The sequence below is a fragment of the Verminephrobacter aporrectodeae subsp. tuberculatae genome, from assembly GCF_026127385.1.
In the GTDB taxonomy this organism is placed as follows: Bacteria; Pseudomonadota; Gammaproteobacteria; order Burkholderiales; family Burkholderiaceae_C; genus Acidovorax; species Acidovorax aporrectodeae.
Genome location: NZ_QZCX01000003.1, coordinates 1,393,034 through 1,407,096, shown reverse-complemented (window position 1 = coordinate 1,407,096; position 14,063 = coordinate 1,393,034). Strand labels below are relative to the sequence as shown.

Below are 14,063 nucleotides of genomic sequence, written 5' to 3'. Positions count from 1 at the left end.
CGAAGCGCATGTTCACCGATTCGCACTGCCATCTGAATTTTCCGGAGCTGTCCAGCCAACTGCCCGCGATCCGCGAGGCCATGGCGCAGGAGAAGGTCGATCGGGCGCTGTGCATTTGCACGCTCATGGAGGACTTCGAGGGCGTGCACGCGCTGGCCATGGCGCACGACAACTTCTGGTGCACGGTGGGGGTGCACCCCGACAACGAGGGGGTTGCCGAGCCCACGGTGCAGGACCTGCTGGCCTGCGCCGCGCGGCAGCGCGTGCTCGCCATCGGCGAGACGGGGCTCGACTACTACGGCCTGCAAGAGCGCAAGGGCGGCCGCGCAGTCGCCGACCTGCAGTGGCAGCGCGATCGCTTTCGCACGCATATCCGCGCGGCGCGCGCCTGCGCCAAGCCGCTGGTCGTGCACACGCGCAGCGCGTCCGGGGACACGCTGGCGATCCTGCGCGAGGAGGGGGAGGACGGGGCCGGCAACCGGGCCGGCGGCGTGTTTCACTGCTTCACCGAATCGCTGCAGGTGGCCCGCGCGGCGCTCGATCTGGGCTACTACATCTCGTTCTCCGGAATCGTGACCTTCAAGAACGCGCAGGATCTGCGCACGGTGCTGGCCTTCGTTCCGCTGGAGCGCATGCTCATCGAGACCGACAGTCCCTACCTCGCGCCCGTGCCCTACCGGGGCAAGACGAACAACCCGTCGTACCTGCCGCACGTGGCCCGGCAGGTGGCGCAGACCCGGGGCCTGGCGCTGGAAGCGGTGGCCGAGGCCACGAGCCGCAACTTCGACCACCTGTTCCGGCCCGGGGTGCCGGCATGAGCCTGCGCCGGCGCCCGGTATGGCTGGCGCTGACGCTGGCGCTGCTGGCGGCGCGCACCCGCGCGGGCGCGCACGAGGACTTTTTCGTCGCCATCCTGCGCGATGACGGCGACGCCATCACGGCGCTGCTGCGCCGCGGGTTCGACCCTGACACGCGCAACGCCCAGGGTCAGGTGGGGCTCACGCTGGCGCTGCGCGCGAACGCGCCCCGGGCCTTCGCGGCCTTGCTCGCAGCGCCCCAGGTGAACGTGGAGGCGCGCAACGCGCAGGACGAGAGCCCGCTCATGATGGCCGCGATCAAGGGCAACGTCCAGGCCGTCCAGGCCCTGCTGGCACGCGGCGCGGACGTGAACAAAACCGGCTGGGCGGCGCTGCACTATGCGGCCTCGGGGACCGTGCCCGGGCATCTGGAGATCATCGGCCTGCTGCTGGAAAACCATGCCTACATCGACGCCGAATCGCCCAACGGCACGACGCCGCTCATGATGGCCGCGCGCTACGGGTCGATCGATGCCGTGCAGCGCCTGCTCGAGGAAGGGGCCGACCCGACGCTCAAGAACCAGCAGGGTCTGAGTGCCGTGGATTTTGCGCTGCGCGTGGCCCGCCAGGACGTGGCCGAAAACATCGCCGCCGCCATACGGCGCCGCCAGCCCAACCGGGGCCGGTGGTAGGCGCCGCTGCGCCGCGGGTTCGACCCTGACACGCGCAACGCCCGGGGTCAGGTGGGGGGCTTACGTTGGCGCTGCGCGCGAACGCGCCCCGGGCCTTCGCGGCCTTGCTCGCAGCGCCCCAGGTGAACGTGGAGGCGCGCAACGCGCAGGACGAGAGCCCGCTCATGATGGCCGCGATCAAGGGCAACGTCCAGGCCGTCCAGGCCCTGCTGGCACGCGGCGCGGACGTGAACAAAACCGGCTGGGCGGCGCTGCACTATGCGGCCTCGGGGACCGTGCCCGGGCATCTGGAGATCATCGGCCTGCTGCTGGAAAACCATGCCTACATCGACGCCGAATCGCCCAACGGCACGACGCCGCTCATGATGGCCGCGCGCTACGGGTCGATCGAGGCCGTGCAGCGCCTGCTCGAGGAAGGGGCCGACCCGACGCTCAAGAACCAGCAGGGTCTGAGCGCCGTGGATTTTGCGCTGCGCGTGGCCCGCCAGGACGTGGCCGAAAACATCGCCGCCGCCATACGGCGCCGCCAGCCCAACCGGGGCCGGTGGTAGGCGCCGCTGCGCCGCTTCACGCCGGCGCCGCGGTGTCCCCGGATAGCGGGCGCGCCTGAAGGCGCGCGTACAGGCCGCCGCGCGCCATCAGCGCGGCGTGCGTTCCCTGCTCGGCGATGCGTCCGCGGTCCATGACGACGACCCGGTCCGCGTGCTCGATGGTCGACAGGCGGTGCGCGATGACCAGGGTGGTGCGCCCCTGCATCAGGCGCTGCAGGGCGTCTTGCACCAGGCGCTCGGATTCGGTGTCGAGCGCCGAGGTGGCCTCGTCCAGGATCAGGATCGGCGCGTCCTTGTAGAGAGCGCGCGCTATCGCCAGCCGCTGGCGCTGTCCGCCGGACAAGCGGGCCGCGTTGTGCCCCAGCTCCGTGTGCATCCCCTGCGCGAGCGTGGCCACGTGCTCCGCCAGATTTGCCGCGGCCAGGCACGCGTGCACGCGCGCTTCATCCACGGCCTGCCCCAGCGCCACGTTCGCGGCGATGCTGTCGTTGAACATCACCACATCCTGGCTGACCATGGCAAATTGCGCGCGCAGCGAGCGCAGATCCCAGTCGGGCAGGGCCTGTCCATCGACCCGGACCGTTCCCGACGTCGGCAGCACGAAGCACGTGAGCAGATTCACCAGCGTGCTCTTGCCCGCGCCGGAGGGGCCGACCAGGGCGACGATTTCACCGGGATCGACGCGCAGGCTCACCCGGTCCAGCGTGGGCACGCGCTGCGCGCCGAAGGCCACGCTCACGTCCTCGAACGCGAGCGCGCCGCGCACGCGCCCGGCCCGGTGCTGCCCGCCGGTTTCGGCGGGCGTGCCGTCGAGCAGGCCCAGCCCGCGCTCCAGCGCGGCGACGCCGCGCGTCACGGGACTGGCCACGTCGGCCAGCCGCCGGATGGGCGCGATGAGCATGAGCATGGCCGTGATGAACGCGACGAAGCCGCCCACGGTGAGATACCGGGCCGCGGCCGGGTCCTGGCTCTGCCACAGGGCGATGCAGATCACCACCGAGAGCGCGGCGGCGACCAGCAGCTGTGTCAGCGGCGTCATGGCCGCGGAGGCAATCGTCGATTTGATGGCCAGCCGCCGCAGGCTCTGGTTCAGGTCGGCAAACCGCCGCGCCTGGTCCGCCTGCGCGCCGTGCAGGCGGACTATGCGGTGCGCCAGCACGTTCTCTTCCACCACGTAGGCGAGCTCGTCGGTCGCCTGCTGGCTGCTTTTGGTCAGCTGGTACAGCCGCCGGGACAGGGTTTGCATGATGACGGCAACGCCCGGAACCACCACGGCGACGATCAGCGTGAGCTGCCAGTTCAGGTACAGCAGGTAGAGCAGCAGCGCCGCCAGCGTGAACCCGTCGCGCGCCAGGCCCAGCAGCGCCTGCACGATCTGCGTGGCGCCGGTCTGCACCTCGTACACCACGGTGTTCGACAGCGCGCTCGCGGAGTGGCGCGAGAACAGCCCCATCTCGGCCGCCAGGATCCGCTCGAACAGGGTCTGGCGCAGGGTCAGCATGCCGTCGTTGGCGATGCGCGTCAGCGCGTACTGGCCCACGAAATGCGCCACTCCACGCACCAGGAACACCCCCAGGATGGCCAGGGGCACGGTCCACAGCGGCAGGCTGCCCTGCGTGAAGCCGCGGTCGAGCAAGGGTTGCAACAGAGCGGGGATGAGCGGCTCGGTCAGCGCACCCACGAGCGTCGCGGTGATGACCAGGCCCCAGGCCAGCGGCTGGCCGCCAAAGTAGCCGGACAAGCGTTTCAGGCGCGCGATCAGGCGGGTGGGTGGGGGGGAGTCGCTTGCAGGCGCTGCGTCCGGGTCTGGGGCTGGCATGTGGCGCGGATTCTACGGGGGCCGGCGGGGGAGCGGCGGTCCTTCGTCCGCGCGCGGGGCGGCACGTCCGGGAGAAGATCGCCGCAGGCCGCACCCCGGGCGCGCAGTTTGCCGCAAAGGCTTTCCGGTAACATGCGGGCCTGCCCTTGGGGGCTGCTCCGCACGGCTCCCGCGCAGCCGGCCCGTGCGGCCACCGTTGAAAGCCAATGATCACAGACAGAACCCCGACCCCTCCCTCTTGCGCGGCGCTGCCGCAGCGCCGCCGGCTGCTGGCCGCGCTCATCGCCGTGCCCGCGCTGCCCGCCGCATTCCCCGCTGCGGCGCAGTTTCGTGTCGAAGTGACGGGCGTGGGCCTGACCCAGCTGCCCATTGCCATCGCCGCGTTCCGGGGGGACGCGCAGGCCCCGCAAAAGATGTCCGCCATCGTCCAGGCCGACCTGGAGCGCAGCGGCCAGTTTCGCGCCGTGGACGCTGCCGCAGTCGCATTCGACGAGACCGCGCGCCCGGATCTGGCGCTGTGGCGGCAAAAGGGCGCCGATTCGCTGGTCGCGGGCAGCGTGGCGCGGCTGGCCGATGGGCGCTTCGACGTGCGCTTTCGTCTCTGGGACCTGGTCAAGGGGCAGGACCTGGGCGGACAGAGCTTCGCCGTCGGCCCCGGGGACCTGCGCCTCGTGGCGCACCGCATGGCCGACTTCGTCTACGAAAAACTCACCGGCGAGCGCGGGGTGTTCTCGACGCGCATCGCCTACGTGACCAAGGCCGGCCCGCGCTACAGCCTGTGGGTCGCCGACGCTGACGGCGAGAACGCGCAATCGGCGCTGTCCAGCCCGGAGCCCATCATCTCCCCCGCATGGTCGCCGAGCGGCGGCCAACTGGCGTACGTGTCCTTCGAGTCGCGCAAGCCGGTGGTCTACGTGCACGACGTGGCCTCGGGCCGCAGGCGCCTGATCGCCAACTTCCGCGGCTCCAACAGCGCCCCCGCCTGGGCGCCCGATGGCCGTTCGCTCGCGGTCACGCTCAGCCGCGACGGCGGCTCGCAGCTCTACACCATCGACGCGAACGGCGGCGAGCCGCGCCGGCTCATGCAAAGCGCCGGAATCGACACGGAGCCCGCGTTCTCGAGCGACGGCCGCAGCATCTATTTCGTCAGCGACCGGGGCGGGGCGCCGCAGATCTACAAGGTGGGTACCGCCGGCGGCAACGCGGAGCGCGTCAGCTTCAGCGGCAGCTACAACATCTCTCCCAGCGTCAGCCCCGACGGCCGCTGGCTGGCCTACATCTCCCGCGTCGCGGGCGCGTTCAAGCTGCACGTGATGGACCTGTCCTCCGGCGCGGTGAACGCCATCACCGAGAGCACGGCGGACGAGAATCCGAGCTTCGCCCCGAACAGCCGGCTCATCGTCTACGCCACCCAGCAGCAGGGCCGGGAAGCGCTGATGACCAGCACGCTGGACGGCAAAATCAAGGCCCGCCTGTCGGGCCAAGCCGGGGACATACGCGAACCGGACTGGGGACCGTTTCAGAAGCCGTAGATTCCCGGACACGTGGTCGAACTTTCAGGAGAAATTTGAATGATCAAACGCATTGCCCTTGCCCTCACCATGGCCGCGCTCATCGCGGGCTGCAGTTCCGGCGTGAAGCTGGACGAGGTACCCGTTGAAGACAAAACCGCAATCCCCACCCAGACCGGCGCCGACGGCGGCGCGAACGCCGGCAGCACGACCCCGGGCGGCGTGGCCGGCGTGGACCTCGACCAGTCGGCACGCGCCGCCGCTGCCGCCGGCCCCGTGGGGGTGGCGCGCATCGTGTACTTCGACTACGACAGCTACGTCATCCGGCCCGAGTTCCAGCCGCTCATCGAAGCGCATTCGCGCTACCTGCAGGCCGCGGGCAACCGCAAGCTCATGCTCGAAGGCCATACCGACGAGCGCGGAGGCCGCGAATACAACCTGGCGCTGGGGCAGAAACGCGCGGAGGCCGTGCGCCGCGCGCTGGGCCTGCTGGGCGTTCCCGAACGCCAAGTGGAGGCCGTGAGCTTTGGCAAGGAAAAACCGGCGGTCCAGGGCAGCACGGAAGACGTGCACGCGCAAAACCGCCGCGTCGAACTGTCCTACCGCTGATGCGCGCCCCTTTCTCCCCCGCGCGCAAAGCACTGGCAGCGCTCGTGCTGTCGGTGGGCCTGCTGCCATCGGGCCACGCGGCGCTGTTCGAAGATGGCGAGGCACGCCGGGCGATCCTGGAAATGCGCCAGCGCGTTGACGGAATGCAGCAGGCGCAGCAGCGCTCGGCAGAGGAACTGCGCCGGCTGGGCGAAGAAAACGCCCAGCTGCGCCGCAGCCTCCTCGATTTGCAGGCGCAGATCGAATCCCTGCGCGCAGAGCAGGCGAAGCTCAACGGCCAGAACGAGCAATCGCTGCGCGACCTGGGCGAACTCCAGCGCCGGCAAAAGGACATCGCCCAAGGGGTTGACGACCGCCTGCGCCAGTTCGAGCCGCTGCGGGTGAACCTCGACGGCCAGGAGTTTCAGGCCGATCCGGCGGAAAAGCGCAGTTTCGAAGCCGCCCTGGCGACGTTCCGCTCGGGCAAGTTCCCGCAGGCGACTGCGGCTTTCAGCGCATTTCTGCAGCAGTACCCGCGCAGCGGCTTCCTGCCTTCGGCGCGTTTCTGGCTGGGCAACGCGCAGTACGCGACGCGCGAGTACAAGGAAGCGATCGGCCAATTCCGGCAGCTGCTCGCCGAGACGCCGGAGCACGCGCGCGCGCCCGAGGCCGCCCTGTCGATCGCCAACTGCCAGGTCGAGCTCAAGGACGCGCGCGCGGCGCGCAAGACGCTGGAAGACCTGGTGCGCACCTACCCGCATTCCGAGGCCGCGGGCGCGGCCAAGGAGCGCCTTGCGCGCCTGAAGTGATCCCCGGCGCAGCGTCCTCGCTCGCGCCCGCGGCGTCCGACGACGCCGCGCTCGCGCGCCGCTTTGGCGGCCTGCAGCGGCTCTACGGCGACGTGGGCGCGGACCGGATTCGCCGCGCCCACGTCGCCGTGGTCGGCATCGGCGGCGTCGGCTCCTGGGCCGCCGAGGCCCTGGCGCGCAGCGGGGTCGGGCAGATCACGCTGATCGACCTCGACCACGTGGCCGAGTCGAACATCAACCGCCAGATTCAGGCCCTGACCGACACCGTGGGCCAGGCCAAGGTCCTGGCGATGCGCGCGCGGATCGCCCAAATCCACCCCGCCTGCCGGGTCCACTGCGTCGAGGAATTCGTCGAAGCGCAAAACTGGCCGGGCCTGCTCGAGATGCCCGTTGACGCCGTCATCGACGCCTGCGACCAAGTCCGGGCCAAGGTGGTCATGGCCGTGTGGGCCCAGGCCACGGGCGTCGTGCACATCACCGCGGGGGCTGCGGGCGGCAAGCGGCACGCGCACCGGGTTGAAATCGACGACCTCGCGCACAGCACGCACGACCCGCTGCTCGCGCAACTGCGCCGCCAACTGCGCACGCAGCACGGCGCGGCGCGCGCGGGCAAAGAGATCGGGGTCACCGGCGTCTTCAGCCGGGAGGCGGTCGCGCCCGCGCATGCAGCGTGCAATACCGTGGGCGACGGCTCGCTGAACTGCCACGGCTACGGCTCGGTCGTCGCGGTCACGGCGACGTTCGGACAATGCGCGGCCGGATGGGTGCTCGACCGGTTGGCCACAGGAGCCGGGCTATAATCGAGAGCTTTTCGGCAGGCTGCCTTGGCAGCGAGCAGCGATCGGGACGTTAGCTCAGTCGGTAGAGCAGCGGACTTTTAATCCGTTGGTCACAAGTTCGAACCTTGTACGTCCTACCAAAGTAATTCTATTTGGCCGCTCCCGGCAAACTTCATCGGAGCGCTGCCCGCGCGCGGCGGGCCTTGCGCTCAGCGCGGCAGGTCGGAGTAACCCATCAGAAACTCGTCCACCGCACGCGCCGCCTGCCGGCCCTCGCGGATGGCCCAGACCACGAGCGACTGGCCGCGGCGCATGTCGCCGGCGGCGAACACCTTGGGGACGTTGGTGGCGTAGCCGCCGTGGAAATCGGTGCCCGCGCGCGCATTGCCGCGCGCGTCCTTGTCCACGCCAAAGGCCTCGAGCACGGGGGCCACGGGGCCGACAAAGCCCATGGCGAGCAGCACGAGGTCGGCTGGCAGGATTTTTTCGGACCCGGGGCTCTCGAGCATCTTGCCGTCCTTGAACTCCACGCGCACGGTCTTGACGCCGCTGAGCCGGCCCTTTTCGCCGACGAACTCCTTGGTGGCGATGGCGAATTCGCGCGTGCAGCCTTCCTCGTGGCTGGAACTGGTGCGCAGCTTGAGCGGCCAGTAGGGCCAGGTCAGCGCGCGGTTTTCTTCCCGGGGGGGGGCGGGCAGCAGCTCGAATTGCGTGACGCTCGCGGCGCCATGGCGGCGGCTGGTTCCCACGCAGTCGCTGCCGGTGTCGCCGCCGCCGATCACGACGACGTGCTTGCCGTCGGCGCGCAGCTGCCCCTTGAGCTTGTCGCCCGCGTTCACCTTGTTTTGCTGCGGCAGGAACTCCATGGCGAAGTGGACGCCGTCGAGCTCGCGCCCGGGAATGGGCAGATCCCGCGACTGCTCGGCGCCGCCGGCGAGCAGCACGGCGTCGAAATCGGCGAGCAGTTGCCCGGGCGCCAGGTTTTCCCGGGCCCCGTTGTTGACTTTCGATCCCTTGCCCAGTCCCTGCGTGGCCGCGCCGACGAAGACCCCCGTGCGCAGGGTCACGCCCTCGGCCTGCATTTGCCCGATGCGCCGGTCGATATGCGCCTTCTCCAGCTTGAAATCCGGGATTCCGTAGCGCAGCAGGCCGCCCGCGCGGTCGTTCTTCTCGAACAGCGTGACGTCGTGGCCCGCGCGTGCGAGCTGCTGCGCCGCGGCCATTCCGGCCGGTCCGGACCCCACGACGGCGACCTTTTTGCCGCTCCTGTGCCGGGCCACGCGGGGCTGCACCCAGCCCTCCTGCCAGGCGCGGTCGATGATCGCGTGTTCGATGGATTTGATCCCCACCGGGTCGGCGTTCACGTTCAGCACGCAGGCCGCCTCGCAGGGCGCGGGGCAGATGCGGCCCGTGAACTCGGGGAAGTTGTTCGTGCTGTGCAGCACCTCGGACGCGTTCTTCCAGTCGGCGTGGTAGACCAGATCGTTGAAGTCCGGAATGACGTTGTTCACCGGGCAGCCGTGGCTGCAAAACGGCGTTCCGCAGTCCATGCAGCGCGCGCCCTGCTGGCGGCTCTGGTCCTCGTCCAGGCCGATGACGAATTCCTTGTAATGCCCGAGTCGCTCGGCGACAGGCGTATAGCCTTCTTCGACGCGCGCGTACTCCATGAAGCCTGTGGTCTTTCCCATTGCGTGGTCCTTATCCATGAATGCCTGTGCAGAGCGCACACGGGTTCTTACTTGGCGCAAGCCAGCTGCGCCAGCGCAGGGGTGGCGGGTTCTTCGGGCAATTTGCGGGCGTGCATTTCGGCCAGCGCGCGCTTGTATTCGGTCGGGAAGACCTTGACGAATTTGCTGCGCGACGCGGGCCAGTTGTCCAGCAGTTCGCGCGCGCGCTTGCTGCCGGTCCAGCGGTTGTGCTCCGCGAGCAGCCTCTTGAGCTGCGCCTCGTCGGTCTGGCCCTGGTGCCAGATTGCACGGGGCACCGTGGCCTCTTGTTCGGTCGCGGGCAGGATGCGTTCGAGCGCGACCATCGCCAGGTTGCAGCGGGTGTCGAAGCGGCCGTCCTCGTCGTACACGTAGGCCACGCCGCCGCTCATTCCGGCGGCGAAGTTGCGGCCGGTCTTGCCGAGCACCAGCACCGTTCCGCCCGTCATGTATTCGCAGCCGTGGTCGCCCGTGCCTTCGACCACGGCCGTGGCGCCCGACAGGCGCACGGCAAAGCGCTCGCCGGCGACGCCGCTGAAGAAGGCCTCGCCCGCGGTGGCGCCGTACATCACGGTGTTGCCGACGATGGTGTTGTGCAGCGCGTCGCCGCGAAAGTCGATGCTCGGGCGCACGATGATGCGGCCGCCGGACAGGCTCTTGCCGGTGTAGTCGTTCGCGTCGCCGATCAGGTACAGCGTGATTCCGCGCGCGAGGAAGGCGCCGAACGACTGGCCGCCCGTGCCCTCAAGCTGTATGCGGATGCTGTCGTCGGGCAGGCCCTCGGGGTGCACGCGGGTCAGCGCGCCCGAGAGCATGGCGCCCACGGAGCGGTTCACGTTGCGCACCAGCTCGATGAATTGCACGCGCTCACCCTTTTCGATGGCCGGCCGGCTGCGCTCGATGAGCCTGCGGTCCAGCGTGTTCGCGATGTTGTGCTCCTGCTGCTGCACGTGCAGGCGCGGCACGTCGGCGGGCACGTCGGCTTGGGCAAACAGGCGGCCGAAGTCCAGGCCGCGCGCCTTCCAGTGTTCCAGGCCCTGGCGCACGTCGAGCAGGTCGCTGCGGCCGATGAGTTCGTCGAACCGGCGCAGGCCCAGCTGGGCCATGATCTGGCGCACTTCTTCGGCGACGAAGAAGAAGAAGTTCACCACGTGCTCGGGCTTGCCCGAGAACTTCCTGCGCAGCGCCGGGTCCTGCGTGGCCACGCCCACGGGGCAGGTGTTCAGATGGCATTTGCGCATCATGATGCAGCCCTCGGCGACGAGCGGCGCGGTGGCGAAGCCGAATTCGTCGGCGCCGAGCAGCGCGCCGATGACGACGTCGCGGCCGGTCTTCATCTGCCCGTCGGCCTGCACGCGGATGCGCCCGCGCAGGCGGTTGAGCACCAGGGTCTGCTGGGTTTCGGCCAAGCCGATTTCCCACGGGCTGCCCGCGTGCTTGATCGAGGACCAGGGGGAGGCGCCGGTGCCGCCGTCGTGCCCGGCGATCACGACGTGGTCGCTCTTGCACTTGGCGACGCCCGCGGCGATCGTCCCCACGCCCACTTCGGACACCAGCTTGACGCTGATGCTCGCGTGCGGCGCGACGTTCTTCAGGTCGTGGATCAGCTGCGCCAAGTCTTCGATCGAGTAGATGTCGTGGTGCGGCGGGGGCGAGATCAGGCCCACGCCGGGAACGCTGTGGCGCAGCCGGCCGATGTAGTCGGACACCTTGCCGCCGGGCAGCTGGCCGCCTTCGCCAGGCTTGGCGCCCTGCGCCATCTTGATCTGGATCTGGTCGGCCGACGTGAGGTACTCGGCCGTGACGCCGAAGCGGCCCGAGGCCACCTGCTTGATGCGGCTGCGCAGCGAGTCGCCGTCGTGCAGCGGCAGGTCGACCTCGACGTTCTCGGCGCCGATCACGCTCTTGAGCGAGTCGCCCTTGCGGATCGGTATGCCCCGCAGTTCGTTGCGGTAGCGCGCCGCGTCCTCACCGCCTTCGCCGGTGTTGCTCTTGCCGCCGATGCGGTTCATGGCCACGGCCAGCGTGGCGTGCGCCTCGGTGGAGATGGAGCCCAGCGACATGGCACCGGTGGCAAAGCGCTTGACGATTTCCTGCGCGGGCTCGACTTCGTCGATCGGGATCGCCCGGGCGGGGTCGGTCCTGAATTCGAACAGGCCGCGCAGCGTCATGTGGCGCCGGCTCTGGTCGTTGATGATCTGCGCGTATTCCTTGTACGTGTTCCAGTGGTTGGCGCGCGTGCTGTGCTGCAGCTTGGCGATCGCGTCGGGCGTCCACATATGCTCTTCACCGCGCGTGCGCCAGGCGTATTCACCGCCCGCGTCGAGCATGCTGGCGAGCAGCGGGTCGGCGCCAAAGGCCGCCTGGTGCATGCGGATGGCTTCTTCGGCGATCTCGAAAACGCCCATGCCTTCGACCCGGCTGGCGGTTCCGTTGAAGTACTTGCGCACGGTCCCGGTGTTCAGGCCGATGGCCTCGAACAGCTGGGCGCCGCAGTAGCTCATGTAGGTGCTCACGCCCATCTTGGACATGATCTTCGAGAGCCCCTTGCCGATCGCCTTGACGTAGTTGCCGATCGCCTTTTCGGCGGACAGCGCGCCCCCCGGATCCGGGTGCATGGCGGCCAGCGTTTCCAGCGCAAGGTAGGGGTGCACGGCCTCGGCGCCGTAGCCGGCGAGCACGGCAAAGTGGTGCACCTCGCGCGCGGTTCCGGTCTCGACCACCAGGCCCGCCGTGGTGCGCAGGCCCTCGCCCACCAGATGCTGGTGTATCGCGGACAGCGCGAGCAGCGCGGGGATCGCCACCTGCGTGGCGCTGAGCGCGCGGTCGCTGACGATCAGGATGTTCGCGCCGCCCCGGATCGCGTCCACCGCCTGCGCGCACAGCGAGGCCAGCTTCGCCTCCACGCCCGCGTGGCCCCAGGCCAGCGGGTAGGTGATGTCGATGACGGCGCTCTTGAACTTGCCGTTCGTGTGGCGTCCGATGTCGTGCAGCTTGGCCATGTCGGCAAAGTCGAGAACGGGCTGGCTCACCTCCAGGCGCATCGGCGGGTTCACCTGGTTGATGTCCAGCAGGTTGGGCTTGGGGCCGATGAAGCTGTTGAGCGACATCACGATGGCCTCGCGGATCGGGTCGATCGGCGGGTTCGTCACCTGCGCGAAGAGCTGCTTGAAGTAGTTGTACAGCGGCTTGTTCTTGCCCGAGAGGACGGCCAGCGGGCTGTCGTTGCCCATCGAGCCGATGCCTTCCTCGCCGTTCCTGGCCATGGGCGCCATCAGGAACTGGATGTCCTCCTGCGTGTAGCCAAAGGCCTGCTGGCGCTCGAGCAGCGCCAGCGTGGCAGACTGCGGCGCCGCGGTGCCGGGAGCGGTTTCTATGCTGTCGAGCTTGATGCGCAGGTTCTCGATCCACTGCTTGTAGGGCTTGGTGTTGACGATGTTCGCCTTGAGCTCGTCGTCGTCGATCATGCGGCCCTGCTCCAGATCGATGAGGAACATCCGGCCGGGTTGCAGGCGCCACTTGCGCACGATCTTGTTCTCGGGAATGGGGAGCACGCCCGATTCCGAGCCCATGATCACCAAGTCGTCGTCGGTGATGCAGTAGCGCGAAGGACGCAGGCCGTTGCGGTCCAGCGTGGCGCCGATCTGGCGGCCGTCGGTGAACACGATGGACGCGGGGCCGTCCCAGGGCTCGAGCATGGCCGCGTGGTACTCGTAGAACGCGCGGCGGCGCTCGTCCATCGTGCCGTGCTGCTCCCAGGGCTCGGGGATCATCATCATCACGGCCTGGCTGATGGGGTAGCCGGCCATGGTCAGCAACTCCAGGCAGTTGTCGAACGTGGCCGTGTCCGACTGGTCCGCAAAGCTGATCGGGTAGAGCTTGTGCAGATCGGCCGCGAGAACGGGCGAGGCCATCACGCCCTCGCGCGCCTTCATCCAGTTGTAGTTGCCCTTGACGGTGTTGATTTCACCGTTGTGCGCCACGTAGCGGTACGGGTGCGCCAGAGGCCATTCGGGAAACGTGTTCGTGGAAAAGCGCTGGTGTACCAGGCCGAGCGCCGAGACGCAGCGTGCGTCCTGCAGATCCAGATAGTAGGTCGCGACCTGGTCGGCGAGCAGCAGGCCCTTGTAGACCACGGTGCGGCTGCTCATGCTCGGAACGTAGTATTCCTTGCCGTGCTCGAGGCGCAGCGCCTGGATGGCGGCGCTCGCGGTCTTGCGGATCACGTACAGCTTGCGCTCGAGCGCGTCCTGCACGATCACGTCGCTGCCGCGGCCAATGAACACCTGGCGCAGGATGGGCTCCTTCTTGCGCACCGCGGGCGACATGGGCATGTCGCGGTTCACCGGCACGTCGCGCCAGCCGAGCAGCACCTGGCCTTCGGCCCGGATGGCGCGCTCCATCGCCTGCTCGCAGGCCAGGCGCGACGCGTGCTCCTTGGGCAGAAAAATCATTCCCACGCCGTATTCGCCCGCAGCGGGCAGGCGCACGCCCTGCCGGGCCATTTCCTCGCGGTACAGCGCGTCCGGGAGCTGGATCAGGATGCCCGCGCCGTCGCCCATCAGCGGGTCGGCGCCCACGGCGCCGCGGTGGTCGATGTTTTCCAGGATCTTCAGCGCCTGGGTCACGATGTCGTGGCGCTTCACGCCCTTGATGTGCGCCACGAACCCGAGCCCGCAGGCGTCGTGTTCGTGGGCCGGTGAATACAGCCCGTGTTGGTGCAGATGCTCGATCTCGGCTAGCGTGGCCATGGCGCGCTCCTCGTATTTTTCGCAGGGAGTGCGAGCGTAGTGCATGGCGGCATGCTTTGG

Annotated in this window: 9 protein-coding genes, 1 tRNA gene and 1 pseudogene; 8 read left to right on the top strand and 3 right to left on the bottom strand. The window is 69.1% G+C overall.

Annotated elements, in window-relative coordinates:
- The first annotated feature begins 8 nt into the window (after positions 1 to 8).
- The 3 genes and pseudogenes from D5041_RS21335 to D5041_RS21325 form a co-directional block, all read left to right on the top strand.
- Entirely contained in the window at positions 9 to 818 is an 810-nt protein-coding gene (locus D5041_RS21335) for a TatD family hydrolase (RefSeq protein WP_265285704.1), read from the top strand.
- Positions 815 to 1,489, top strand: a complete 675-nt coding sequence (locus D5041_RS21330) for an ankyrin repeat domain-containing protein (RefSeq protein ID WP_265259360.1) — start codon at positions 815 to 817, stop codon at positions 1,487 to 1,489. The genes D5041_RS21335 and D5041_RS21330 overlap by 4 nt, the downstream gene beginning before the upstream one ends.
- A pseudogene (locus D5041_RS21325) lies at positions 1,490 to 2,040 on the top strand (ankyrin repeat domain-containing protein); the annotation flags it as partial.
- A 16-nt stretch (positions 2,041 to 2,056) separates the two neighbouring features.
- Here D5041_RS21325 and msbA read toward each other — a convergent pair.
- Positions 2,057 to 3,859, bottom strand: a complete 1,803-nt coding sequence (gene msbA / locus D5041_RS21320; protein ID WP_265259358.1) for a lipid A export permease/ATP-binding protein MsbA — start codon at positions 3,857 to 3,859, stop codon at positions 2,057 to 2,059.
- 206 nt (positions 3,860 to 4,065) lie between these two features.
- Between msbA and tolB the strand changes: the two genes are divergently transcribed.
- The 5 genes from tolB to D5041_RS21295 all read left to right on the top strand — a co-directional run bounded on the left by tolB (position 4,066) and on the right by D5041_RS21295 (position 7,686).
- Positions 4,066 to 5,391 (top strand): Tol-Pal system beta propeller repeat protein TolB, encoded by a 1,326-nt coding sequence (tolB, locus tag D5041_RS21315; RefSeq protein WP_265259357.1) that lies wholly within the window; start codon positions 4,066 to 4,068, stop codon positions 5,389 to 5,391.
- Between the two features lie 39 nt (positions 5,392 to 5,430).
- Positions 5,431 to 5,979, top strand: a complete 549-nt coding sequence (gene pal / locus D5041_RS21310; RefSeq protein WP_010103459.1) for a peptidoglycan-associated lipoprotein Pal — start codon at positions 5,431 to 5,433, stop codon at positions 5,977 to 5,979.
- Entirely contained in the window at positions 5,979 to 6,767 is a 789-nt protein-coding gene (ybgF, locus tag D5041_RS21305) for a tol-pal system protein YbgF (RefSeq protein ID WP_265282713.1), read from the top strand. Before pal ends, ybgF begins: the two co-directional genes overlap by 1 nt.
- Positions 6,764 to 7,567, top strand: coding sequence for a tRNA threonylcarbamoyladenosine dehydratase (locus D5041_RS21300; protein ID WP_265285703.1), 804 nt, complete (start codon positions 6,764 to 6,766; stop codon positions 7,565 to 7,567). The genes ybgF and D5041_RS21300 overlap by 4 nt, the downstream gene beginning before the upstream one ends.
- Positions 7,568 to 7,610: 43 nt before the next feature.
- Positions 7,611 to 7,686, top strand: a tRNA-Lys gene (locus tag D5041_RS21295).
- Between the two features lie 69 nt (positions 7,687 to 7,755).
- On the opposite strand, the gene gltD is transcribed toward D5041_RS21295, so the two are convergent.
- Both gltD and D5041_RS21285 read right to left on the bottom strand, forming a co-directional pair.
- The gene (gltD, locus tag D5041_RS21290; protein ID WP_265285702.1) at positions 7,756 to 9,234 is read right to left on the bottom strand and encodes a glutamate synthase subunit beta; all 1,479 of its coding nucleotides are present in this window, start codon (positions 9,232 to 9,234) and stop codon (positions 7,756 to 7,758) included.
- 47 nt (positions 9,235 to 9,281) lie between these two features.
- Entirely contained in the window at positions 9,282 to 14,003 is a 4,722-nt protein-coding gene (locus D5041_RS21285) for a glutamate synthase-related protein (protein WP_265285701.1), read from the bottom strand.
- Positions 14,004 to 14,063 lie beyond the last annotated feature (60 nt).